General features: G+C 40.5%; 22 protein-coding genes. 4 read left to right on the top strand and 18 right to left on the bottom strand.

The window, feature by feature from the left end; all coding sequences use genetic code 11:
* The 8 genes from E2R53_RS20340 to sppA form a co-directional block, all read right to left on the bottom strand.
* The gene (locus E2R53_RS20340) at nt 1-1,416 is read right to left on the bottom strand and encodes a Na+/H+ antiporter NhaC family protein (RefSeq protein ID WP_133313556.1); all 1,416 of its coding nucleotides are present in this window, start codon (nt 1,414-1,416) and stop codon (nt 1-3) included.
* A 258-nt stretch (nt 1,417-1,674) separates the two neighbouring features.
* A complete protein-coding gene (locus tag E2R53_RS20335; protein WP_133313555.1) occupies nt 1,675-2,862 on the bottom strand; it encodes an acetate kinase in 1,188 nt (395 codons plus the stop codon).
* A 237-nt stretch (nt 2,863-3,099) separates the two neighbouring features.
* Nucleotides 3,100-4,092: a class I SAM-dependent methyltransferase gene (locus tag E2R53_RS20330; protein WP_133313554.1), complete on the bottom strand. Its 993-nt coding sequence runs from the start codon at nt 4,090-4,092 to the stop codon at nt 3,100-3,102.
* 144 nt (nt 4,093-4,236) lie between these two features.
* On the bottom strand, nt 4,237-4,737 hold the full coding sequence (gene tpx / locus E2R53_RS20325; RefSeq protein ID WP_070876485.1) for a thiol peroxidase: 501 nt from the start codon (nt 4,735-4,737) through the stop codon (nt 4,237-4,239).
* Between the two features lie 165 nt (nt 4,738-4,902).
* On the bottom strand, nt 4,903-5,373 hold the full coding sequence (gene ytfJ / locus E2R53_RS20320; RefSeq protein WP_070876486.1) for a GerW family sporulation protein: 471 nt from the start codon (nt 5,371-5,373) through the stop codon (nt 4,903-4,905).
* Between the two features lie 15 nt (nt 5,374-5,388).
* The gene (locus tag E2R53_RS20315; RefSeq protein WP_133313553.1) at nt 5,389-6,084 is read right to left on the bottom strand and encodes a DUF2953 domain-containing protein; all 696 of its coding nucleotides are present in this window, start codon (nt 6,082-6,084) and stop codon (nt 5,389-5,391) included.
* A gap of 64 nt (nt 6,085-6,148) precedes the next feature.
* Complete coding sequence (locus tag E2R53_RS20310) at nt 6,149-6,664, bottom strand: RDD family protein (protein WP_133313552.1); 516 nt, start codon at nt 6,662-6,664, stop codon at nt 6,149-6,151.
* 15 nt (nt 6,665-6,679) lie between these two features.
* A complete protein-coding gene (gene sppA, locus E2R53_RS20305) occupies nt 6,680-7,687 on the bottom strand; it encodes a signal peptide peptidase SppA (protein WP_133313551.1) in 1,008 nt (335 codons plus the stop codon).
* A 219-nt stretch (nt 7,688-7,906) separates the two neighbouring features.
* On the opposite strand from sppA, the gene E2R53_RS20300 reads away from it, so the two are divergent.
* Nucleotides 7,907-8,710 (top strand): NAD kinase, encoded by an 804-nt coding sequence (locus E2R53_RS20300; protein WP_133313550.1) that lies wholly within the window; start codon nt 7,907-7,909, stop codon nt 8,708-8,710.
* Nucleotides 8,711-8,783: 73 nt separating this feature from the next.
* Here the strand turns inward: E2R53_RS20300 and E2R53_RS20295 are convergent, their stop codons facing one another.
* The 6 genes from E2R53_RS20295 to E2R53_RS20275 all read right to left on the bottom strand — a co-directional run bounded on the left by E2R53_RS20295 (nt 8,784) and on the right by E2R53_RS20275 (nt 15,059).
* Nucleotides 8,784-10,370 (bottom strand): amidohydrolase, encoded by a 1,587-nt coding sequence (locus E2R53_RS20295; RefSeq protein WP_133313549.1) that lies wholly within the window; start codon nt 10,368-10,370, stop codon nt 8,784-8,786.
* A 91-nt stretch (nt 10,371-10,461) separates the two neighbouring features.
* Nucleotides 10,462-12,039, bottom strand: a complete 1,578-nt coding sequence (gene mbcS, locus E2R53_RS20290) for an acyl-CoA synthetase MbcS (protein WP_133313548.1) — start codon at nt 12,037-12,039, stop codon at nt 10,462-10,464.
* Between the two features lie 143 nt (nt 12,040-12,182).
* Entirely contained in the window at nt 12,183-12,320 is a 138-nt protein-coding gene (locus E2R53_RS23390; protein WP_154319082.1) for a hypothetical protein, read from the bottom strand.
* Between the two features lie 106 nt (nt 12,321-12,426).
* Nucleotides 12,427-12,627 carry an alpha/beta-type small acid-soluble spore protein gene (locus E2R53_RS20285; RefSeq protein ID WP_029279082.1) on the bottom strand — a complete coding sequence of 67 codons (201 nt, stop codon included), beginning with the start codon at nt 12,625-12,627 and terminating at the stop codon, nt 12,427-12,429.
* Nucleotides 12,628-12,715: 88 nt separating this feature from the next.
* The gene (thiI, locus tag E2R53_RS20280) at nt 12,716-13,915 is read right to left on the bottom strand and encodes a tRNA uracil 4-sulfurtransferase ThiI (protein WP_133313547.1); all 1,200 of its coding nucleotides are present in this window, start codon (nt 13,913-13,915) and stop codon (nt 12,716-12,718) included.
* 4 nt (nt 13,916-13,919) lie between these two features.
* Nucleotides 13,920-15,059, bottom strand: coding sequence for a cysteine desulfurase family protein (locus E2R53_RS20275; RefSeq protein WP_133313546.1), 1,140 nt, complete (start codon nt 15,057-15,059; stop codon nt 13,920-13,922).
* A 357-nt stretch (nt 15,060-15,416) separates the two neighbouring features.
* Between E2R53_RS20275 and brnQ the strand changes: the two genes are divergently transcribed.
* On the top strand, nt 15,417-16,775 hold the full coding sequence (brnQ, locus tag E2R53_RS20270; RefSeq protein WP_133313545.1) for a branched-chain amino acid transport system II carrier protein: 1,359 nt from the start codon (nt 15,417-15,419) through the stop codon (nt 16,773-16,775).
* Nucleotides 16,776-16,819: 44 nt separating this feature from the next.
* Here the strand turns inward: brnQ and ezrA are convergent, their stop codons facing one another.
* Nucleotides 16,820-18,523 carry a septation ring formation regulator EzrA gene (gene ezrA, locus E2R53_RS20265; RefSeq protein WP_165971053.1) on the bottom strand — a complete coding sequence of 568 codons (1,704 nt, stop codon included), beginning with the start codon at nt 18,521-18,523 and terminating at the stop codon, nt 16,820-16,822.
* A 228-nt stretch (nt 18,524-18,751) separates the two neighbouring features.
* Between ezrA and hisJ the strand changes: the two genes are divergently transcribed.
* Entirely contained in the window at nt 18,752-19,555 is an 804-nt protein-coding gene (hisJ, locus tag E2R53_RS20260; protein ID WP_133313543.1) for a histidinol-phosphatase HisJ, read from the top strand.
* 10 nt (nt 19,556-19,565) lie between these two features.
* Here hisJ and refZ read toward each other — a convergent pair whose 3' ends face one another.
* Nucleotides 19,566-20,210: a forespore capture DNA-binding protein RefZ gene (refZ, locus tag E2R53_RS20255; protein ID WP_133313542.1), complete on the bottom strand. Its 645-nt coding sequence runs from the start codon at nt 20,208-20,210 to the stop codon at nt 19,566-19,568.
* Nucleotides 20,211-20,342: 132 nt separating this feature from the next.
* Here refZ and E2R53_RS20250 point away from each other — a divergent pair, with 132 nt between their 5' ends.
* Nucleotides 20,343-20,822, top strand: a complete 480-nt coding sequence (locus E2R53_RS20250; RefSeq protein WP_133313541.1) for a GAF domain-containing protein — start codon at nt 20,343-20,345, stop codon at nt 20,820-20,822.
* A gap of 274 nt (nt 20,823-21,096) precedes the next feature.
* Here E2R53_RS20250 and megL read toward each other — a convergent pair whose 3' ends face one another.
* Together megL and E2R53_RS20240 are read right to left on the bottom strand one after the other, a co-directional pair.
* Nucleotides 21,097-22,281, bottom strand: coding sequence for a methionine gamma-lyase (gene megL / locus E2R53_RS20245; RefSeq protein WP_133313540.1), 1,185 nt, complete (start codon nt 22,279-22,281; stop codon nt 21,097-21,099).
* Nucleotides 22,282-22,395: 114 nt separating this feature from the next.
* The gene (locus E2R53_RS20240) at nt 22,396-24,186 is read right to left on the bottom strand and encodes a sensor domain-containing diguanylate cyclase (RefSeq protein ID WP_165971052.1); all 1,791 of its coding nucleotides are present in this window, start codon (nt 24,184-24,186) and stop codon (nt 22,396-22,398) included.
* Nucleotides 24,187-24,458 lie beyond the last annotated feature (272 nt).

Raw genomic sequence — 24,458 nt, 5'->3', positions numbered from 1 at the left:
TTATTTCAGTAAAAAACCAGCGGCCGCATATAATACGGCAGCAGCGGCACAGCCAATTGCGGTAAATTTCAATTTATAGCGGGCATACTCAACAACAGGCATCCCAAGTATGGAGGCTGTAGTAATGGTAGTGTCTCCAAGCGGGGAGGTCATGGCGCCAAATGCACCGCTTGCAAATACAGCACCCGCAGTAAGCGGGATGGAAGCGCCTGAAGCGACAGCAAGTGATATTCCAAGCGGCATAAATAACCCCCATGTCCCCCAGGAGGATCCAATAAAATAACCGACAGCAGATCCAAGTAAAAAGATAATAACCGGCACGAAGGAAGCAGGCAGAACATTTCCAAGCGTCGAACTGATGAAATCAGAAAAACCAATATCCTCTGCTGAAAGTGACAGGGCCCATACTAAAATCAGAAGGATTATTGCCTGCATCATCTGATTGCCGCCATCATAAAAATGATAAAGTGTTTCTTTCAGCGGGACACGGCGTATGCTGTAAAACAAGAAAGTAATCACCAGTGTTAAGAAAACAGCAAGCAGCATAACGAATGTCGCATCCGCTTTTGCAAAAGCTTGAAATACTGTATTTCCGCCCTTTTCCCTGCCATCCTGCCAAAGAAGAAACATAGATAGTCCGAGAAGAAGAAATAAAGGAACAATTAAATGCCAAGGCTCGGCTTTTACTTCTTCAAGCTCCTGCTTAAGGCTAATTCCATGATAAGGATGTTCTTCTGCCGCTGCCTTTTCACTTTTAGCACGGCTCTGTTTTTCAGGTTTTCTGAAGGTGCTGATCAATCCAAGCACAAGCATGACAATAGCAAAGAAATTAAAAGGTATGCTTGAGAGAAAAATCTCATAGGGAGCGAGGTCCAGCTGATTTCTTTCAATTCCGCCCTCTACCAGTGAAAGCATAAAACCAGTAAATGCTGTACCTGCAGGCAACAAAACAATGGTTGATGCAGTTGAAACATCCATTGTAAAACCAACTTTTTGTTTCGACAGCTCGCTTTTTTCCATCAATGATTTTATTACAGGACCAATCATCATAATCCTGAACATCGGCATCATGAAGGTGAAAGGCAAAGACAGCCAAATAATGCTGAGCAGTCCCCTCTCTGACTTAACTTTCTTCCCCACCCACTCGGAGAATCCTTTAATTCCTCCGGATATTTTCATCATTCCGACTAACCCGCCAAACAAATACAGAAAACCGATAATTTTTATATTTGTATCGTCTGACAGTGTTTTTAACACATAATTCAGGACTTCTTCCAGACCTCCTAAAAGATCAGGATTTACAATAAAAGACCCTGCCAGCAGACCAAATATGAGGCCAGGCAAAATTTCTTTAAGCCATATTGACAGGGCAATAACAATTAAAAACGGAACAAGTGAGAGCCAGGCGTTTTCCAAACAGATTGCTCCTTCCTTTAATTTGCGGATTGGTGTCCAGCTCCACCTCCTAGCCCCTCGGCCAGAGCAAATTCTCTCAAATAGTCAAAACCGGACTTTTCGAGAGAATTCTTATCTGACTTTCGGGTCTGACCAGTCGGTTCCGCTTTTCTTAATAGTGTGCCAAAAACATGGCATTTCCACTAATGCAGTTTGCAGGAAAGGAAGACAACAAAAAGACAGCCATCAACGATGACTGCCTTTTTTATTAATCAATTCTTATTTAGCAATACGCTCAACATCGCGGGCAATCATAACTTCCTCATTTGTAGGAATAATGATGACTTTTACTGGTGAGTGAGGATAGCTTACGAACGCCTCTTCGCCGCGGACCTGATTAAGAGCTGGATCCCAGTATACACCCATAAATTCTAATCCGCGAAGGACACGTTCACGTATGTCGATGCTGTTTTCACCTATACCGGCTGTGAAGATAATCGCATCTACACCGGACATCCGTGCTGCGTAAGATCCGATATATTTATGGATTCTGCTTGCGAATACTTCTAATGAAGTTCTTGCACGGTCATTGCCTTCTTCTGCAGCTTTTGTAATATCGCGAAGGTCAGATGATAAGCCTGAAATTCCAAGCAGACCGGATTTTTTGTTTAAAATATCCAATACTTCAATCGCAGAATGACCCGTTTTCTCCATGATGAAAGGAATTAAAGCAGGATCAATATTTCCTGAACGTGTACCCATTGCTACACCAGCAAGCGGGGTAAAGCCCATAGAAGTATCAATGGATTTTCCGCCTTCAATAGCAGCAATACTTGCACCATTTCCTAAATGGCAGGAAATGAGACGAAGCTGTTCAATTGGACGGCCCAATAATTCAGCCGCTCTTTCTGAAACATACTTATGAGACGTTCCGTGGAAGCCGTATTTACGGATGCCGAATTTCTCATAGTATTCGTATGGAAGGCTGTATAGGAAAGATTGATCCGGCATTGTCTGATGAAAAGCTGTATCAAAAACAGCTACAGCAGGCACGTTTGGAAGAACCCCTTTAAAAGCCTTAATGCCGACAACATTAGCCGGGTTATGAAGAGGAGCAAGTTCTGAAAGCTCTTCAATTTCTTTCAGTGTTTCAGGTGTAATAAGAACGGAATCATTGAATTTTTCGCCGCCGTGAACAACACGGTGTCCGATCCCTTCAATTTCATCCAAGGAATTGATAATTCCAAGCTCAGTTAATTTTGAAAGAAGAATCTTAACAGCAACAGCATGATCTGGAATATCAGTCGTTTCTGTAATTTTTTCTCCATTTACTGAGATCGTGAATACTGCTTGATCTAAACCGATGCGTTCAACAAGACCAGCTGTTAATACGTCCTCAGCCGGCATTTCGAATAATTGGAACTTCAAAGAAGAGCTCCCTGCATTAATTGCAATTACTTTTGCCATTATGTTTACCGCTCCTTTTTATATAAAGCACTTTGCCTATTTAAAAATAAGAAATGGTTCTCTTCCTTATTCTTTACAAATGAACCCGAATATTATCTGACTTTCTCATTTAAACATTGCATGTCAGACATTTCAAGTACATTTCCCGCATGCAATCGTTTACAGGTTATATTCATTTTATTCTGATTTTTCAGCGCAAAAAAGGAAAGACCGAAACCGGCCTTTCCTTTATAAATCTCACTTTTTATTCTCTGCAAACCAGCTGTCCAGCTGTTTCATTATCGACTGCATGCCTGCTTTATCCGAGAACTTTGGAAGTTCCGCAAGCATTGCCTGTTTAGGAGCTGCGACGCCCTCGCCCTTTTTCTGAAGAATAAAAATGCTTTTAGCATGCTGTTTGTCTTTAAACAGAGACTCCGGCAGCTGCAGAAGACCTTGAACAATGACTTGTTCTTTCAAGTATTCCTTCAGCTTTGGAGCTTCTTTTGATTCAAATAAATGGTTTGGGACAATAAAGAAAAGATAACCGCCTGCTTTTGTGTAATTAATACTCTGCTCAATAAAGAGATGGTGGGAGTATGAATGTCCGCTGTCCGCCTTGAGTTTGAATTTATCTGCTCCAACATCATTTGGATAATAGCCGATCGGCAAATCACAAATGACATAATCGACGGGATCAATGTAAAGGGGTTCCAGTGAATCCTGATTATAAAACTGAACGGAGTGCTCTCCCAGATTTGCATTTAAAAAAGCAAGCTTTATAAGAAGGTCATCAACTTCCACGCCAAAGCTTTCTGTTTGCTCTTGTTTCAAATGATTTAGAACAGCAGTTAATAAATTCCCTGTCCCTACTGCTGGATCAAGAATGGAGATTTCCTTTTGATCTGAAGCGAATTTATTCACAAGATATCCAGTGAATAAGCCCACTGTATCAGGAGTCATTTGGTGATTGGCATGGGCGCCTTCTTTCAGCCCTTTTAAGATAACGAGCTGGAATGCTTTGCGGATTTCTTCTTTTTCATATGAACGGATATTAGATTGTTCATATTTTTTTGCAAGGTTCTTTTTGGCGATTTCGCTCATATCCTCCTGAAGTACTTCACCTTGAAATAAATTTTCTCCAGTTTCAGCGACTGCCTCTATATATGTACAATTTAATTCTTTTGAAATCAATTCAGCTGATTCGTTCATCAAACTAAACAGCTTCTCTACTTTCGAAACGGCTTGCATGGTCGTTTCCTCCTTCAATGTTCGTATTCCTCATTCTACTGATCAGTATTATATATTTCAAGCCGCAAACCCCGAGTCCTTCTTTTTCCGCAAACAAAAAAGAACCTCAGTGCCCCGGGGACATGAGGTTCTTTTTGGCAATCATCAGTTTGCTGCTTTAGCAGCCTCAATTGCAGCATCGTAATTCGGGTGATCTGTTGCTTCACTTACGTATTCAACGTATGTCACTTTGTCATTGCTGTCAACTACAAATACAGCACGAGCCAATAATCTTAATTCCTGGATATGCACACCGTACGCTTCTCCAAAAGATAAATCGCGGTGATCAGATACTGTTTGGACATTTTCAATGCCGTTAGCTGCACACCAGCGCTTTTGTGCAAAAGGAAGGTCTACACTGACAGTTAATACTTTTAAGTTATCCAATTTAGCTGCTTCTTCATTGAAACGTCGTGTTTGTGCATCACATACCCCTGTATCAATTGAAGGTACGACAGATAGAATACGGACTTGTCCTTTAGAGTCAGATAATGAAACTTCAGACATATCATTTGCAAGGACTGTGAAATTCGGTGCCGTGTCCCCAACCTTTACCTCGTTGCCGATAAGCGTTACTGGATTTTGTTTAAATGTAATAGATGCCATAAAAAAACTCCTCCCTAATAAGTATGTACAGTGTAAATATAGCTTGATTACAGAGCGTTTGCAATGATTACGCCTGTTCATTTACGAAATATTTAAATTATTGTAAGGGAAATAATCGTTACGGCATATTAAAAGCGCCAGTCACTGAACGACAGGCGCCTGTTATTAAATATCAAAATCTTCTTTTTGCTGCTGATTTTGCGACTGATTGCTGTTGCTGCGATTTTTTTTGAAAATCCCCTGAATTTTTTCTACCGCCTGGGGAGCAGTGTCAAGAATCTTTTCATATAAATGCGTGCTTTCATCTAGATGCAGCATTTTGATGCCATTTGTCCCGACAATTAAAAAAGCAATTGGAGTAATAGAGACACCGCCCCCGCTTCCTCCGCCAAAAGGCAGCTTCTGCCCTCCCGATGATCCGCCTGCACCTGTTCCGGTATGAGTTTTTTCCTCATGGCCTGAGGCATTAAATTCACTTCCGCCAGCTGCAAATCCAAAACCAACTTTTGAAACTGTTAAAATGACGCTGCCATCAGGTGTCTCTACAGGATCACCAATGATCGTGTTTACATCAATCATTTGTTTCAGGTTTTCCATAGCTGTTTTCATAAGTCCTTGAATCGGATGATCACTCATGATAAGTAGCCTCCTCTATGCTGGTTTATTTTTCTTTTCTTTTGAAAGAAAAGAAAGTTGCTGATTAATAAAGGTTGGACGTCCGCCTCTCCAATATTTGAGCAAGCGTAATCCCGCTACAATAGCATGCCCTGTTCGAAAGTGAAGCATACATGAAAGGATTGTTTTAGAACTCTTTTGATAAAAATTCGGCTCTATTGACAGGATTGGCTGGCTTTTCAGCTTCATATAGTTACTGATAATCGCTACCGCGGCGCCTTTTATTGTCCATCCCGGTCCAATAAGCATGCCTGTAGCTGCTGCATCTCCTGTTCCGATTTGAGAACGCCATTCAAATTTAACAACTTGCACATGTTGCAAAAATTTTTGAATAATGGCATGTAAATGGACAATATGTTCCGTCAGCTCTTTGACATCTTTTAAACTGGTCAAAAAATCATCAGGAGAGATTTTTTCATCTTTTTCTTTAGGGTTACTTGCCTCACCCATTTTTTTCTCTTCTTTTAAAATAAGATTTGGCCCATTTGGATCTACTTTTACGAGAGGGATTTTGATGGTATATTTCAGCAGCCCGAACACGGCTTTCAGCTTGATTTTTATTTCATCATCGTCTCCGATATGTTTAAAATCAAAAATCACCGTTATTTTCATGAAAATAAGGAAAAGAAAGAACAAAAAAAGTGCACATGCAATAATCCAGATCCATATCACCTTTCTTCACAACCTTTCAATCTTTCATTATCACCCTCAAAAAAAAAAAATAAACCTGCAGCCATTACTCGGCAGCAGGTTCATTTTTTTTCAAATATTCCGTTATGACAGTTGTATCTGCAAAGAGATCATGGACTCCTTGCTTTTTAGGCGTAAAAGCAGTTACAGCATAGCCAATCCAAGTAAATTTAGAAATGAAACGTCCAATCAGTTCTCTGAATAACACAGTACTCCACGACAGCTTTTCGTTTTTAAGGGATATGACCTTAAGCCCGAATACCATTTTCCCCAGTGTCTGCCCCAGGTACTTTGTCATGAAGACGAAGTACAGATAGAAAGAGACTGCTGTACAAATTTGGATAGGGGAGAAAATGAAATTGTCTGATGTCGGAATCTCAAGCCATGTGAATAAAGGATGAAAGACGATGCGATTTACGCTTCCAATCACAATTAAATCAATTAAATAAGCCCAAAACCGGAGCCAGAAGCCTGCGTAATGAACATTCATTACTGGATGGCTTTCTTCTATTCTCTGAAGAGGCTGCTCGTGGTTATGTCCTTCTTCATACGTAGCATCCATTTGCAAAACCTCCTCTTATTCTGAATACAGGTACATCATACGGGGTGAATTCGATTGAGAGAAAAAGCGGTATAATCCCATCAGCTCAAATTCCTCGGTGAACACTTTACTCGCGCCAAGAGCAAGCAGCGAATCAAGACCTGCACTTGTTTCATATTCAACAACGTGAGCGCCTTCTATTTTCAAATCTTTTTTCATTCCTTTTAAAGCATCATCAGAGTAACCCAGTTCATCAATTAAGTTTAATTCCTTTGCCTGGCGGCCATCATAAATTCGGCCATCAGCAAGTTTGCGCACTTCTCCGTCAGACAAACCGCGTCCATCTGCAATCACATCAACAAAGCCCTGATAGGCATTATTAACCATTGTCTGCAGAATTTCTCTGTCTTCAGGCGTCATTTCGCGCGCAGGAGACATGATGTCTTTAAACTCTCCGCTTTTAACCGTTTCAAATTTCACGCCGTACTTCTCTGCAAGACCGCTGTAATTGATCCCCTGCATAATAACCCCTAATGAACCAGTCAATGTATCTGGAGCCGCATAGATCTTATCAGCTGGAGCTGAAATATAATACCCTCCAGAGGCAGCGGTTGTGCCCATAGAAACATAGATCTTTTTCTTGTGTTTTTCTTTTGCTTCAATTAAATGCTTATGTATTTCTGCACTTTCAACGACTCCTCCGCCCGGAGAATTCACTTTCACCATAATGCCGCGAACACTTTTATCTTTCGCAGCAGCATCAATCATATCTAAAAATTGCTGATGCTGATAACCTGCTGTTTCAAAAAAGGAAGTGACATTTTCCCCTGTATCCTGAATGACTCCGTTTACTTCAAGCACAACAATTTTTTTAGATTCATTACCAGGTTCCAAAACCGTTTCTGTAAATTCTTCATTGGCAGCAGTGAGGGCATTTGTAAAAGCATTGCTGTTTGCCAAAGCCATATTGGTTAAACTGACGACAACTGAAATACCAAACAGGACAGCGGCAATGACAAGGGCCCCCCATCGTTTTCCATTCATGATGATTCCTCCCTGATTTTTGCGAGACGTAATGGTTTTTAACATTGAACAGCCGTTTTTCACATAAAGTCATTTCTTGGTTTAAACCGTCAAACTTTATATAAAAAAACGTGCAATTCTTTCAATATTTATGATAGAAATGGTAAACTAAACACCATAAAGTATTGTAACACCATTTGCTAAGATTGTGTAACTTTTCCAACATTAAGGAGGACTAACATGACAGATAATCGCCGCAACGTTTATTTTTATTACAAAAAAGACGATGAACTAGTACAAAAAGTGAAAGGGCTTACCTCTCTGGCTGAAGAACAGGGATTTAAAGTTGTACCTGATTCAAAACAAGCAAATATTATAGTAAGCTTAGGCGGTGACGGCACGTTCCTTCAAGCCGTCAGAAAAACAAATTTCAGAGATGACTGTCTGTATGTGGGCATTTCAGTTAAAGGAACGGTCAGCCTATATTGCGACTTTAAAATTGAAGAAACAGATAAAATCATTGAAGCAATGAAAGAAGCCCAAATCGAAGTAAGACGCTACCCGATTCTCGATGTTACAATCGACGGCCACACAAAGTTTCAGTGCCTGAATGAATGTTCTATTCGCTCCGGCATTATTAAAACATTCGTTATTGATGTATTTATTGACGGCCTGCATTTTGAAACATTCAGAGGAGACGGCATGATTATTTCAACACCGACAGGAAGCACCGCCTACAATAAATCTGTACAGGGTGCTGTTGTCGATCCGCTTCTTCCATGCCTTCAAGTAAGCGAGCTTGCGTCACTTAATAACAATAAATACCGTACACTTGGATCTCCGTTCATCTTAAGCGGAGACAGAAAATTGACCCTGAAAATTGTTCAGGATGGAAATGATCATCCTGTTATCGGCATGGATAACGATGCACTCAGCATCCGCCACGTCGAAAAAATAGAACTGTCACTAAGCCAGTCCATTATCAAGACGGTAAAACTAAAAGACAATTCGTTCTGGGAAAAAGTGAAACGCACGTTTTTATAAATAGAAAAACGAAGCCGGCGCAGAGCACCATTGACTGCTGTTTTGGCAATCTATTAAGGAAAAGACATGCAGATCAATCTGCATGTCTTTCTCTTTTATATACTATCGTATTGTCCACTACTGTCATAATCACTTCTGTTTCAAGCAGGGCATCCTCTTTAAAAATATCCATGCTCAGAACAGTGAAGTCAGCTGAAAATCCCTTTGCTATACATCCTCGGTCATGTTCGTGATGAACCGCATACGCACTGCCTTTTGTGTATAGTTCCACAGCTTCGTAGACAGAGAGTCTCTCTTCAGGCATATATACTTGATGATCGTAAATGCTTTCTCTTTTCACTGCGGAAAAAATTCCGAGGATCGGATCGATTGGCTCAATAGGGGCATCTGATCCTCCTGCACATTTCAAGCCCTCTGATATCAGCGTTTTCCAAGCATAACAATCCTTCATTTTATCCTCGCCAATTCTGTCAATCACCCATGGAAAGTCACTGGAGACAAATCGAGGCTGGATATCCAAAATAATCGGCAGTTTTTTAGCTCTTTCGATTAAATCTCTTCTTAAGATTTGTGCATGAATAAGCCGGTCGTGCTGATTCGGTTTCACAGGCGGATGCGCTTCAATCGCATTAAGCGCTTTTTCAAAAGCCAAATCACCAATTGTGTGAATGGCAACTTCCATTTCGCAGTTTCTTGCTGTTTGAATCAGGCGGTTCAAGTTTTCATCTGAATGAATACTTACTCCGTTTGTTTCACGATCATCCTGGTAAGGACCGCTTAATAGAGCTGTTCTGCCTCCAAGTGCACCATCTGCAAAGAGCTTCATTGCCCCGAATTCAATAAATGGGCCAAGATCCCGTTCTTTTTGCTGAAATTCATCTGTCACTAAATGATGAACAAGCAGATGAGCCCTGAATTTCATTTTTTCATGATTAATGACTTCATCATAAGCCTGCAACGTATTTTCAAGGCTTCCATAATAAGCTAAATCTTCAGTATGTCCGCCTACAAGACCTTTTTTGTGGCAATCCTCTATCGATTTCATCAATGCTTCTCTTAAGTATTCTTGAGTGACTTGAGGCTGCGCCTGAAAAACAAGTTCCTGTGCCTGATCAAGCAAGTACCCAGTCGGATTGCCTTCCCGATCTTTTACAATAACTCCGCCTTCCGGGTCAGGTGTAGCAGAAGTTATTCCTGCAAGTTCCATTGCTTTTGTATTCGCTATGACGGCATGATGGCAAATCCGTTTCAGCATTATAGGGTGAGCGCCAGTCACTTCATCAAGTTCTCTGCGATGAATAATCTTCTTATCTTCAAACTGGTTTTCGTTCCATCCTTCGCCAACAATCCACGTTCCCGGCTCAAGCCCTTCTGCCCGCTCGCGAAGACTTTGAATGACCTGATCAGATGAGGTCATCTCCGTAAAATCCAAACGGAGCAGTTTTTCACCATGACCCATTAAATGCATATGACTGTCAGTAAACCCCGGAATCATAACGCTGCCTTCAAGATCGACTTCTTCCGTACAAGGGTATTCAGCCCGCAGCTTCTCTTCTTCCCCAGCATCCACGACAAGGCCATTTTCAACATAGACCGCTTCAACCGTATCGTTTTCTTCTATTAAAGTATAAATTGTTCCGCCAAACCAAAGCGTGCCCACGGTGACATTCCTCCAGCTTTCTTTTCAATCTATGTTATCACTCGGTGCATGGAAAAACCAGACAGAGTCATCTGCCTGGTTCGATTGCCTATTACGCTTTGGCAAGTTCCTGCTGCCTTAATTCAATTCTTCTGATTTTGCCTGACGTAGTTTTAGGCAGCTCAGAAACAAATTCAATTTTTCGGGGGTATTTATAAGGAGCTGTCAGCTCTTTCACATGATCCTGCAAGACAGGAATAAGTTCAGGCGAGCTTTCATCCACATCATCCTGCAGGACGACATACGCTTTGACGATGCTCCCTCGCAGTTCATCCGGACTTGCCACAACAGCGCACTCTTTTACAAAAGGATGTTTAACGAGTGCATCTTCAACCTCAAACGGCCCAATTGTATATCCTGAACTGATGATGATATCATCCCGTCTTCCTTCAAACCAGAAATACCCGTCTTCATCTTTTCTTGCCCGGTCCCCAGTAATATAATAGCTGCCTCTGAATTGCATAGCTGTACGCTCAGCGTCTTTATAATATTCTTTAAATAAAGCAGGTGTATCAACATGGACCGCAATATCACCCACTTCTCCATCTTTGCAAATATTTCCTTCATCATCGATGATTTCAACTTTATTTCCGGGAGTAGGCTTGCCCATTGAACCCGGCTTGACTTCCATGCCTTTCATCACTCCGACAAGAAGGGTATTTTCAGTCTGTCCGTATCCATCCCGAACTTCGATATTAAAGTAATTTCTAAATGTATCAATCACTTCCCTGTTTAAAGGTTCACCGGCTGAAACGGCGCTGTGCAGAGCAGGAAGTGAGTAATCCTTTAAATTGTCTACCTTAGCCATCAGACGATACTCAGTCGGTGTGCAGCATAAGACGTTTACTTTATAATCCTGCAGGAGCTGGAGATATTTCTTTGGCTCAAACCGGCCATTGTAGACAAGTCCCGTTGCACCTGACCCAAGAACGGATAGGAATGGACTCCAGATCCATTTTTGCCAGCCCGGTCCTGCTGTTGCCCAGACCACATCATTCTCTTCAATGCTCAGCCAGTTTGCAGCTGCTGTTTTTAAATGAGCAAAAGCCCAGCCGTGTGTATGCACGACCCCTTTTGGGTTGCCCGTCGTGCCGGATGTATAGGATAAAAACGCATGACTGTCTCTTTTAGTTTCCGCAAGTTTGAGTTCGCCTGATTCCTTTGCTGCTTCATCCTCAAGCGAATACCAGCCTTCAGTCTTTCCGCCGATTGAAAATTTATGAAGAGAATCAAATTCATTTATTTCTTTGCATTCGCCTGTGAAATCCGCATAAGAGATGATCGCTTTCACATCTCCGTGGGTCACACGATATTGAAGATCTTTTGTGCGCAGCATCTCTGAACTTGGTATAACAACAAAACCAGCTTTTAATGCTCCCAAGTATACAGCATATGCTTCTGGAAAACGCGGAATGATGACAAGAATTTTATCTCCCGGAGTAAGGCCTTTAGTCAATAAAGCGCTTCCAATTCTGTTTGCTTTGTCAAGAAGCTGTCCGTATGTAAGTTCTTCTTTATCGCCTTTTTCATTCTCCCACTTCAATGCGATCCGGTCTGCATCTTTTGCATGCTTTTCTACTTCTTCTACTAGGTTATAGTTTTCTGGCGCAATTAGCTCATCTCTCAACATTGTGACCCCTCCTTGTTATCTCATAGTAAATTATACATAATATTTTAACATTTTTGAATATTATTGCGAAATATCTTACATTTAGTTTATTACTTTGTTTCATTCCATTAAAAAAGCGCGGATAAGATCATCCGCGCTAAAGCTCAGCTTTGTTCATTTGATTCCACTGCATTCTTAGGTTCACTTCTTCTTTTTCGGCCTTGCTTTTTAGACTTCTGCTGTTTCTGATCCTGCTCCTGTCCGCCTTCAAATTCAGTATTTGGACGATTATTCTTTGTCATTCTGAAAAACCTCCTCTATTTAAAATGCTCCAAAAGCATAAAAATTCGAATAGAAAAGAGTGGGGTATGGTCCCCACCCTTCGTAGCCATATCTATTTAGTTCAAGTTATTTTGAAAATCCACCCATGTTTTGTTGAGCGTAAGATACTAAACGTTTAGTGATCTCACCGCCTACAGAACCGTTAGCACGAGCAGTTGTTTCAGGTCCTAAGTTCACTCCGAACTCAGAAGCGATTTCGTATTTCATTTGATCGATCGCTTGTTGTGCGCCTGGTACTACTAGTTGGTTTGAGCTGTTGTTTGCCATGTGTTTTCACCTCCTTGTGAGTATAGATTGTGTAAAAACACATGGCTTCATTCAAACTAATATTGGTAATTGTTCACAATTTCCGCGATTAAAATAAACTAGTTAATTCCTTATCTTCAGTTGGTGAAATGACGATAACTTCCGTATCTTCAACTGCTTTATCAATCAGCGGTTCAAAATCGAGGAAACTTTCGAACCTTTGCGCTTTCTCAAGTTTTGGTTTTGTAGTTGGAGATGCTGGTGTAAAAATAGTGCAGCAATCTTCGTATGGCAAAATGGAAGTATCATGGGTTCCAATTCGCTTGGCTATAGAGATGATATCTGTTTTATCATAAGTGATCAGCGGACGGATAATCGGAGTGCTTGTTACATCATTGATAGCAAACATGCTCTCAATCGTCTGGCTGGCAACTTGTCCAAGGCTTTCTCCGGTGATGATCGCTAATCCGCCCTGTTTTTCACGGATTCTGTCAGCTATTTTAAGCATCATCCGCCGTGTAGATGTCATGCTATAGCTCTCGGGCACCTGTTTTTGAATCGTTTCCTGTATTTCCGTAAACGGTACGATATGCAGCTTGATTTGTCCGCTGAAAGAAGTAAGTTTTTTTGCCAGGTCAATTACTTTTTGCCTGGCGCGTTCACTTGTATACGGAGGGCTGAAGAAGTGAACGGCTTCCACTTCGATGCCGCGTTTCATAGCAAAGAAGCCAGCAACGGGACTGTCAATTCCGCCTGAGAGCATCAATACAGCTTTTCCGCTTGCCCCCGCAGGAAGGCCGCCTGCTCCCTCATAATCCTTACAGGTCAAATAGGCAGCTTCTTCACGGACTTCAACTCTTAAATCAATGTCAGGTTTGTGCACATCAACTGTTAAATCCTCCGTATTTTGCAGAATGTGACTGCCGATTGCGTGATTAATTTCATTTGTAAGAAGGGGAAATGTTTTATCTGCTCTCTTAGCCGATATTTTAAAGGTATCTCCAGGTTTATATTGCTCAGACATCAGCTCAAGTGCTCCATCTTTAATAGCTTCAAGTTCATTCTTTGTTTTTAAAGCTAAGCTAAAAGAATGGATGCCGAATACATTTTCCAGCTTTTCAAGAATAGGTTCGTGATTTTCTCCTTGAAGCCTGATATACATACGGTCTCTGTTGCTGCTGTAGACTAAGGCCGGAAACTCATGCAGCACCAGTTTAATATTTTCTTTTAACTGATCAACAAACCGTTTTCGATTTTTTCCTTTTGTAGAAATTTCTCCATATCGAATTAAAATATGATCATAATTCATCTTATTACCTCTTTAATTTCGTTAATTTTTCAAGAGATTTCTTTAGAACAGCCATAAATTCTTCCAGCTCTTCCATTGTATTTTCATATGAAAGGCTTATGCGGATTGAACTTGATGCCGCAGCTTCGCCTTTTCCCATAGCAAGCAGTACCGTACTGCTCTTTTTTCTTTTTGACGAACAGGCAGATGTTGTTGAAACAAAGATTCCGGATTGTTCAAGCATATGTAAAAGCACTTCTGCCTGAATGCCTGGTGCGGAAAAATTAATAATATGTGGTGCTGATGCGATTTCAGCTGTATTTAAGACAATACCATCTATTTTATTCAGTTCTCTGATCAACATTCTTTTCATCTTTTGCAAATCATTTTTACAGGCTTCGTATTTTTCAGAGGACATTCTTAACGCTTTTGCCATTGATACCGCAAGTGCGATGCTCTCCGTGCCTGAACGGGCCTGCATCTCCTGGGCTCCTCCTGATAAAAGGGGCTCGATTTTGATCCCTTTTCGGACATATAAAACTCCGCAGCCATTTAATGCATGGAATTTGTGGCCTGATAGTGTACATAAATCGATGCCTTTAAGTGAAAGAGGAACTTTAGCCGCCCCCTGTATATGATCAACGTGAAAATAAATTCCCGGAAAATCCTTAAGCAGACTGCTGATTTTTTCTATGGGCTGAATCGCTCCTGTTTCATTATTCACATGCATAACGGATACTAAAATGGTTTCTTTTCTGATGTTTTTTTTAATATCTTCAACCTTTACGATTCCTTCTTCATTTACAGGCAGATATGTTACGTCAAAGTCAAACAGCTCTTTCAGCTGTCTGCAGCTTTCAATGACAGAAGGGTGTTCAATTTGGGTAGTAATAATATGATTCCCTCTTTTTTTTAGAGAAAAGGCCGCGCCTTTAATGGCTAAGTTATTTCCTTCAGTGCCCCCTGATGTGAAGATGATTTCTTTTTCATCTGCTCCTAAAAGGCCACTTATTTGTTTTCTTGCCTGTGCTAATAGGTTTTCGGCTTCTGCGCCTAGGCCATGAAGCGAGGATGGATTGGCAAAAAAACGGGTTGCAACATGTGCAAAAGCATGCAATACTTCATCATATGGTTTTGTGGTTGCACTATTATCGAGATAAATCACAAGATATTCAATCCTCCAATACATTGAAAAACAAGGAGTGCTGAGACTATATTTTTAAATTTCACATAGATTGTTGTATTTTATGATAAATGTTGTCCGTTCCTTCTGCTGCAACATTTAGTCTGGCAGCAACAATATTACGAAGAGATCCTAAATAAAAGAGTAATGGTGTACGAAACAAACAATCATAATAACATAAAATCAGCAAATAAGAAATAAATGTTTGACTATTTGACATATTAAATTTTTTGAATATAATAAAAACTGATTTAATCTTATTTTTCGACAAATTTTTTAGATAATGTGATAGGATGAAAACGGATACATTTCTAACACTCAGTCTTCAGGGGGATTTTTATGTCAAAATCATTGCCATTAAAAGAAACTTTAACTATAGGACTTATGCTCTTCGCTTTATTTTTCGGAGCAGGTAATTTAATCTTTCCGCCTGGATTAGGCCAGCAAGCCGGTGTAAATATGTGGGAGGCGATAATCGGATTCCTGATTACAGGTGTCGGACTTCCGCTCCTTGGGGTTGTCGCAATAGGAGTATCAGGCAGTGATGTCCAATCTCTCGCAGGCAGGGTACATCCAGTTTTCGGATTAGTATTTACATTCATATTATATTTAGCTATAGGACCTGTCTTTGCCATTCCAAGAACAGGTACAGTCACATATGAAGTTGGCATATTGCCATTCTTGCCAGCTGCAGCAGCAGACAGCAGTTTGCCTTTGTTTATATTCACTATTATCTTTTTCGGCATTACGTTTTGGCTGTCACTTAATCCTGCGAAGATTGTAGATACAGTCGGAAAGCTGCTGACTCCAATCTTGCTGATTGTGCTTGCTCTTATCTCGGTAAAAATGTTTATTACTCCTATGGGAGAATTGCAAGCTCCAAAAGGAGAGTATGCAGAGGGTGCCTTTTTCAAAGGATTTTTGGAAGGGTATTTGACAATGGATACTCTTGCTGCACTTGTTTTCAGTATTGTTGTCATCAATGCAGTCAAAGAAAGAGGCATTACAGACCGTTCTGCCATTGCAAAAATCTGTATCAGATGCGGGTTAATCGCTGCTGCAGGTCTTGCAGCAGTTTATATTTCCCTTGCGTACTTGGGAGCTACAAGCGTAACCCAAATTGGTTATCTCGATAATGGCGGAGCTGTTTTATCGGAATCAGTTAATATCCTATTTGGTTCATTAGGAAATGTGATTTTAAGCACTGCTATTGCATTTGCTTGTTTGACAACAAGCATTGGCCTGGTTTCAGCCTGCGGCAAGTATTTCTCAAAGGTTTTTCCAAGTGTATCGTATAAACTGATCATTACAGTTATTTGTTTATTCAGTTTAATCGTTGCAAACGCGGGATTAACGAAGCTGATCGCCTTTTCTGTGCCAATTTTGATTGCTTTATATCCGCTTGCAATCGTTCTGATCATTCTTTCTTTTCTTCACCGTTATTTCAAAGGTGCACCTGAAGTTTACATTTGCAGTTTAATCTTGACGACGATTATTAGCATTGCTGATGGATTAAAAGCTGGAGGCATGCTCCCAGGAGCAGCTGACGAGTGGCTTACATCCATTGTTCCGTTATTCGACTACGGCATTGGATTCTTAGTTCCTGCTGTCATTGGCGGTATTATTGGGTTTATCATTTTCTCCACTCGGACTGATCATAAAAGCGGCGCAGCCTTGGCCAGTTCACGAAGAAAATAAAAATTGATAAAAAAATCCCGTACGTCATGGTACGGGATTTTTTTTTATGAAGTTGGTTTTGTTTCTTCATCCAAAATGATTTGAAGCTTCGAGAGTGAACCTGGCTCAACTTGTTCAAGTGCTGCGGCTGCTTTTTCGAGAGACTTGCTGTATTCAAATTTTCGGAAATGCAATTCCGCCTCTTTTAATTGATCAGCGACAGTTCCATTTCTTCTTCTGTATTTATTTCCATATTGAATCACTTTTTCAGCTAAATAGACTTGTTCGATCATTTCTTCGGCCTGCTTGGAGAACGTCTCTATGTTTTTAACAGCCTCATCAAGCAGTGCATTAACCTCAACCATATTCAATGGAATCTCTTCAAGCCTGAGTGAAACCTGAGAGATCGATTGCTTGGCGTCCTGAAGCAGCTGAGCAAGACTTTCAGGCAGTCCAGGCACATTGCTTTTCTGGATTTTTCTGCTGGAGTCGTGCAGCTGTTTTCTTGCATCAGACAATGCTTGCCTTGCTTCCCGCTCTTCTTTGCGGAGTGCCTGAAGCAATTCACTGAAATCCTGATGCTCGGTTTTAACAGAAGCTATATGCTTCTCAAGTTCTTCAAGCTCCTCTTTTAAAATCGAATGAGCAAGCTGTTCTGTCTGCAAGTTGTTTTGAATATGAGAGAATTGCTTATAAAGGGAGTTAATTTGTTTTTCCAGTTTTCTCTGTTTATCTAAATCAGCTTCAGAAATTTGATAGCTCTGTCTTACAAGTTCTGCTTCTTCCTGTGTTTCTTTGCGCTTAGCGAGAAGGTCTGCAAGCTGCTGATCAATCTTGCTTGTGGCAGATTGCACATAATGATGGGCGAGTACTTCTTTTTCCAGAAGATCATAGAATGTGTCAATTGCTTCCTGAATCTCTTCTAAGCTATCTTTCACTTCAGCTGTATTTGCTTCAGCCAGAAGTTCCATATGCTCCTCAAGCTGCTTAGTCATCTTATGAAGCTCTGCTTCAAGCTGTATATGCTTCAAATGGAAGCCATTATCAAGCATTTCCTGATAACCCTCCGCAAGCTCTGCAAGCTGATTCGGAATAACCGTGTGACACTCTGCCAAAAGCTTTGGTATATCATCGATTTTAGACAGCAGAATCAGAATTTCTTCTTTTTGAACGAGCAGAATCTCTCTTGCAGCCAAATAGTTGCCTGCCTCGGTTTCTGCTTCAAATTGCTTTAATGCCTCAACAATCTCCCCAAGCTTTGCATCAAGCTTTGCATGAGATTTTCCGAACGTATGACTGTGTGCAAGAAGCGTCTTTTTTGCTTTTTTCACATTTGCCCTTACGTCCTCTATTTCTGTGCTGTTCTTTTCTTCGCTCGATATCAGCTCATGAATCTCCGATATAATGATTTCAATCGATTCATCAACAAGCTTCAGTGTTTTTTCGATATGCTCCAAAACCTTTTTGGATTTGGTGAAACGGTATTTGTCCGCATAGTCCTCTGCATCAAACAGAAGCTCCTCTACTTCAGGAAGCTGGGCTGTAATAATCTCATCCCATTCCTTCCGCCACCGTTCAAATAATTCTTCGGCTTGTCCTGTCATTTTCAAGTCTTTGACTTTTGAAAGTTCATCTACAATTGACCGGTTCATAATCTCAATCTTCAAGGCTTCTAAACGATCAACTTCTTTGTATATGTTCCTTCTGATAACGTAGCCGGCACTAAATAAAACCAGCAAAATGACAATAAGTCCAATAACGACTTCCATAATGAGCCCCCTCGTTGTGTTCCAGCAAATCGTCATAACAAGGTATAATATTTTTATATGAATGTAAGTAACGATTGTCGAATTCTTATGTAAAGTGTATTTATTAGTGAATGATGTTATTTCATTGTATTTATGATACCATGTAAACGACAATTTTTGACCGATAATTTAAATTTTTTTACATAATTTATCGCCATATTTCGCAGTTTTCGAGAGGTGTGACAAAGCTTGAGAAAAAAAGACGGACATGTCCATACGCCATTTTGCCCCCACGGTTCAGCAGACAGTTTTGAAATGTATATCGAAAAAGCTCTGAAAATGGGATTAGAAGAGCTGACATTTACTGAGCACGCTCCGCTGCCGGCAGGTTTTTCCGATCCGGTTCCTGATAAAGACAGTGCAATAAATATGAGACTTTTAAACGACTATATCTCACAACTCTTAAAAGTAAAAGAAATATATTCAAATGACATCAAGATTAATCTCGGATTTGAAATTGATTATATAGAAGGTTTTGAACGTGAAACAGAATCATTTCTGTCTGAATATGGCCAATATATTGACGATGCTGTGCTGTCAGTGCACTTTTTAAAATTAAATGGCCAATATTACTGCGCGGATTTTCATGAGAGTATTTTCGAGCAAATGATCGAGGCAGCTGGAAGCTTGAAATTACTTCATATTAAATATTATGAAACAATGCTTGCGGCAGTCAAATCGAATTTAGGTCCCCATAAACCTAAACGTCTGGGCCATCTCACTCTGATAAATAAATTCCAAAAACGGTTTCCTGCAGATTTCAATATAAAAGACATGCAGCATGACCTGCTGCACGCCGTTAAAGAACAGAACATGGAGCTTGATTTTAATGTGGCAGGTTTAAGGAAAGATTTATGCGGAGTCATCTATCTTGATCCGTGGATGATAAGCGAGGCAAAAAAACAAAACATCCCTCTCATATACGGGTCTGACGCCCATAGTGCAAAGGATGTTGGTGCACACTATTCCCTTTTTGAGGAGGCACTTTTTTAAGGCTTACATTCTAAACAATAGCTTCTTTTTGTGCAGGGTCGCAAAGCAGATGATCGATCCATATTTCAATTTCATGGAAGTATTGCTTTACGAAATAAGTTTCATGTGTCTGTATATAGAGAACTTCACTCATATACTGAGGCTGAAGGTAAGGCATATTCAGCAGGCTCTTTAATTGCACTAAAATGTGCACCATAGGCGCCTTGCGGAAATAACCGGTTTTAATGCCCTCTTCAAGAATGGCTTTAAAAAAGTATTTTTCCTTCGTCAGATAGGTCGTCATTACTTCTCTGATTAAGGTAGAATCTAAGGTAACTTCTCTTAGAACAAACCTTGCAAGTTGACGATTTTGATGCTGGTAGTTTAAAATATCCTGAATTAAGAGCAGAAGACAGTTTTTCGGTGTTTCATGGCTCAGGCGAATATAGCCTTCTTCAATGACAGAAAGGTATCCTTCGTAATACTGGGAGACCAGATACTCCAAGAGGCCGCCCTTTCCATTAAAATAGTAGGAGATGTGAGCAACATTTACATTTGCTTTTTTGGCGATTTCCCTGACAGAAGTCCCATTAAAGCCTTGTGTGTTAAATAATGCTACAGCGGCGTCGATAATCTTTTCTTTCGTTTGATTGGGGACGTTCGGCTGAATTGGCATAATTCTCACCCCTTTCATCATTACTATAGTTATTTCAAGGAAGCAGGAGGTTTATCCTTTAATGTTTTCTCGACAAAGTTTGTCTCGCTCATTTTAATAATAGGGAAAAATACACAAAGGTGGGGAATCATCATGTTTCATGTCGAAAAATACAGCGGCAAACAAGAAGAAAATTATCAGCTGCTCATTAAACAGCTTAAAGCACTATTAGATGGAGAAAGCGATCAAATCGCTAATTTATCGAACGCTTCTGCTTTATTGAATCAATTTTTGCAAGAAGTGAACTGGGTCGGATTCTATTTATACAAAGACAGCGAACTTGTACTGGGGCCTTTCCAGGGTCTTCCTGCATGTGTCAGAATTCCTATGGGCAGAGGAGTATGCGGAACAGCTGCAGCCAATCAAAAAACAGCACGGATTGCTGACGTTCATGCTTTCCCTGGCCATATCGCCTGTGATGCAGCATCACAGTCTGAGATCGTTATTCCTATTGTAAAAGAAGGAGAGCTGTTAGGCGTGCTTGATATCGACAGCCCCGTAAAAAATCGTTTCAGCGAACTCGATCAAGATTACTTGGAGCAATTTACTGAAGCTCTGACAGACTATTTGTGAACAAGAACAAGAGGCTGGGACATAGCAATCATCTCCTGAATGAAAGCCGAACCTTGAATAGTACGAAAACCATTAAAAGAATTGTTTTTCATGATAAATAATGTCCGTTCCTTTCCGCTCCACTTAAGGTATCTACCATTTAGTCTGGCAGCAAGAATATTTTTGAAAAGATCTAAAGTATAAAATCCGAACTAAAACGAAATTCAAGTTGGAATTTCATATAATAGTTCGGATTTTTCTTTTGCTGAAACCCTTTTGTCCCAGCCTCTTTATTTTATTTCCGTTCTAAAGCCTGTTCTAGATCTTCCCAAATATCTTCGACGCTTTCAAGACCTACCGACAGCCGGACAAGATTATCTTCAATTCCCATTTGCATTCTTTCAAACTCTGGAACTACGGAATGCGTCATTGTTGAAGGGTGCTGAATTAAGGACTCTGCATCCCCGAGACTGACGGCAATCTTTATCAGCCGCAGCGAGTTGATAAACGCCTGTGCTGCTGCTTTATCATGGTTTTTAAGAGTAAAGGTAATGAGTCCTCCGCCTTTTTTCATTTGCTTTTTAGCAAGAGCAACCTGCTCCGGATTTCCTAAAAATGGATAGGTAACATATTCAATGGATGGATGTGCAAGCAGCCTCTTTGCAATTTCCCCTGCATTTTCACAGTGGCGGTCCATTCGGACAGGCAGTGTTTTTAATCCTCTGAGCAGCAGCCAGGCGTCGAATGGAGACATAATGGCTCCGATATCTTTTCTTTCCGTCATGGCAAGTTTGTGAATGTAATCTTTTTTGCCTGCAACAAAACCGCCAATCACATCTCCATGGCCGCTGATATATTTTGTTGCACTGTGCAGAACAATATCACAGCCCAGCAAAAGCGGCTGCTGCAGATATGGTGAACAAAAGGTATTATCAACAATGACTTTTAATCCGTGTGCTTTTGCAGCAGCGGTCACTGTTTCTAAATTAATCAGCTGCATAGTAGGGTTAATGGGTGTCTCAATATAGATGCATGAAGTCTCCGGCTTAATGGCTGCTTCTATTTCTTCTATACTGTTCAATTCTGAAAATGAATAAGTGATCCCGAATTTTTCTTCAAGCATTTTCAGCAATCCAAACGTACATCCATAGATTCCTTTAGAACATAGGATATGGGAACCTGTTTTGACCATAGACATGAGGACCGCTGATACAGCTCCCATACCGGAACCGAAAGCAAGAGCCGCTTCTGCCTCTTCAAGTGCCGCGATTTTCTGTTCTGCCAATTGTACAGTCGGATTTCCTAACCGGGAATAAATATGACCTTCTTCTTCTCCCGCAAAACGCTTTTCTCCTGTTTCCGCCCGGTCAAATACAAACGTGGCTGTTTGATAAAGCGGAGGCGTCAAACTGTTATATGGGTCCATCATTTGTTTTTGACCGTGAATGACTTTTGTTTCAAAGCTGAATTCCTTCCCCAGTGTTCTCTCCCCCTTCTCTGTTTACATTCATTATCATATGATAGTTCTATCGTTTTTGAAAGCGCTTTCTTAATTAGATAAAAAAGATGTCACCTCTTTAAGATGACATCTTTTTTATCCGGCCTCTATATCCTGCTGAAAAATGACGCGGTTCTTCCCGCTTTCTTTCGCACTGTATAACGCCTTATCAGCACGCCTGATAATTCTTTTCAGTGTATCATGCCGGCCATCCTTCCAATGAGCGACTCCGCAAGAAACAGTGACTGTCGGATCTGTACCCTTCAGCACGGAACCAACAATGCGGTTCGCTACTGAGATTCCTGTTGCAAGATCCGTCTGCGGCAAATAAACCGCAAGTTCTTCTCCGCCCCACCTTGCACCCACATCTTCTTCACGGATATTGCTTTTGATAATCCTTGCGACTTGAATGAGAACCTCATCTCCAACTTGATGTCCATATGTATCATTCACCAGCTTAAAATCATCTATGTCCATAAGGATGAACGTTCCTTGACTGTCTTTACCCAGAGAACTCTGTACAGACTCATCCAAGAAGCTGCGGGAATGTAAATTGGTTAAATGATCTGTTTTTACAAGCATTTCAAGCTCTTCCCGAAGCATGGAATTCATAAGCGCCAGCGTAGAATGATGAATAAGTGATTGCATCAGCTTAAACATCTCAAAGGTAAAGTAATAAGAGTCAGAATGAAGAACAATGACAAATCCCTTCAGCTGCTCGCTTTGAATCATCGGTATAGCAATCAGAGATGAAAATTGTGATTTGTCGCTTCCACTAACTTCTCCGATAAACAGCCCTTCTAGATGCCGGCTGAATTTGCTGTGAACCAAATTCAAATAAGGCTCTGATTCTCCTTTGTGAAAAAAAGGCGTACTGCCCGGCAATATACAGGGCTGCCCTTCCTTATTCATATAATAAAAGCCAACCTCTTCAGCAGAAAATGACCGCATGATTCGGTCTGACATGAAAGTCATCGTTTCAACCAGCCTCAGGTTTTTATTCAGCCGGTGCGATGTTTCATTAATAAGCTGCAGATCTGAAACCAGCTTTTTTGATTGTTCATAAAGCTTTGCATTTTCAAGTGCATGACCGGCAGCCTTTGCCAGAGATGTAATAATCAGCATCACTTCCTTGTCTAAATGAGACTGATTTTGCTTGGTGGCTTCTAAAACTCCGTAAACCCCCTGCTTTCCTCTAAGAGGAGCATAAACAACAAGATGATTTGAATGTTCATACAGCTTCCACTGCACATCACCTGACAAATACGCCTCCATCGCTTTTTCATTGCCGTAATTTCCATCGTAATTCAGGCTTTTAATCGGCAAATTTTGTTTGTTGTCATTATCCTGTGACAGAAACAGATAAAAAAGATAGGCAGGAAACATCGTTTGAAGGGAATCAATCAGCTGATCCAATACCTCGTCCTTATTCATTGTCGAATGAAGCTTTTCTGTCAGCTGATACAGAGATTTATATTTAGCGTCACTCTCCATTTTATTGGACATTCTGATAAAATAGGAAAGGAATTGTTCGCATTCACTATGCAGTTTTTCGTAGAATTCCTTGCTGAAAGCATGCTTCTTTATCTTTATAACGATAAGATATTCACCAGGGATTAAAAGCTCCGCCACGTGATCATGCATTTCAATCCGTTCCTGCTGATTAATAAATCGATCGCATTGATAGAACCCGGCTGTTGAAGCAAGCAGAACATATTTATGATTTTCATATTTAAAAAGAGCAGCATCCTCTGATTCCATTGCTTTTTGCAGGGTGCAGACAAAATAATCTTCATGCTTTTTGCTGTTCTGCAGGCATTCACTGCTGATATAATCAAAGAAAAGACTCTTAATAGACATTAACGTATAATCTGATAGATGTATCACAAAAATCCCCCGTACTGTCAAATCCTGCATTATTCATTTCAGTATATCATAGAATTTTTTCCAATTTATCTATTAAATGTGTTTTTCTAAACTTCCACTCCTCACTTTTTTCGAATGGTCGCTTGACTTTATATTATTAAAATCATATAATATTCGTTGTGTAAAATAAATATTCGCAGCCTATTGATACCACTGCTGTGATTTCATTTTGTTCCTCCATTGTGAGGTGTATCGTGTAACTCTCTGCTGCTGGAGCGAGGATATATGAAAAC

Origin of the sequence: Peribacillus frigoritolerans (genome assembly GCF_004358755.1) — a bacterium.
Taxonomy (GTDB): Bacteria; Bacillota; Bacilli; order Bacillales; family Bacillaceae; genus Bacillus_P.
Note: the sequence above shows the minus strand (reverse complement) of the source record. Positions and strands in the feature narration are given on the sequence as shown.

Coding starts and splice junctions, on each gene's coding strand:
- sppA (WP_133313551.1), bottom strand. CDS start 7,687: ATGAATGGAAAACGATGGGGGGCCCTTGTCATTGCCGCTGTCCTGTTT.
- E2R53_RS20250 (WP_133313541.1), top strand. CDS start 20,343: ATGTTTCATGTCGAAAAATACAGCGGCAAACAAGAAGAAAATTATCAG.
- ytfJ (WP_070876486.1), bottom strand. CDS start 5,373: ATGAGTGATCATCCGATTCAAGGACTTATGAAAACAGCTATGGAAAAC.
- E2R53_RS20310 (WP_133313552.1), bottom strand. CDS start 6,664: ATGGATGCTACGTATGAAGAAGGACATAACCACGAGCAGCCTCTTCAG.
- E2R53_RS20285 (WP_029279082.1), bottom strand. CDS start 12,627: ATGGCAAACAACAGCTCAAACCAACTAGTAGTACCAGGCGCACAACAA.
- ezrA (WP_165971053.1), bottom strand. CDS start 18,523: ATGGAAGTCGTTATTGGACTTATTGTCATTTTGCTGGTTTTATTTAGT.
- refZ (WP_133313542.1), bottom strand. CDS start 20,210: ATGCCAATTCAGCCGAACGTCCCCAATCAAACGAAAGAAAAGATTATC.
- brnQ (WP_133313545.1), top strand. CDS start 15,417: ATGTCAAAATCATTGCCATTAAAAGAAACTTTAACTATAGGACTTATG.
- E2R53_RS20335 (WP_133313555.1), bottom strand. CDS start 2,862: ATGGCAAAAGTAATTGCAATTAATGCAGGGAGCTCTTCTTTGAAGTTC.
- E2R53_RS20300 (WP_133313550.1), top strand. CDS start 7,907: ATGACAGATAATCGCCGCAACGTTTATTTTTATTACAAAAAAGACGAT.
- thiI (WP_133313547.1), bottom strand. CDS start 13,915: ATGAATTATGATCATATTTTAATTCGATATGGAGAAATTTCTACAAAA.
- E2R53_RS20330 (WP_133313554.1), bottom strand. CDS start 4,092: ATGCAAGCCGTTTCGAAAGTAGAGAAGCTGTTTAGTTTGATGAACGAA.
- E2R53_RS23390 (WP_154319082.1), bottom strand. CDS start 12,320: ATGACAAAGAATAATCGTCCAAATACTGAATTTGAAGGCGGACAGGAG.
- mbcS (WP_133313548.1), bottom strand. CDS start 12,039: ATGTTGAGAGATGAGCTAATTGCGCCAGAAAACTATAACCTAGTAGAA.
- tpx (WP_070876485.1), bottom strand. CDS start 4,737: ATGGCATCTATTACATTTAAACAAAATCCAGTAACGCTTATCGGCAAC.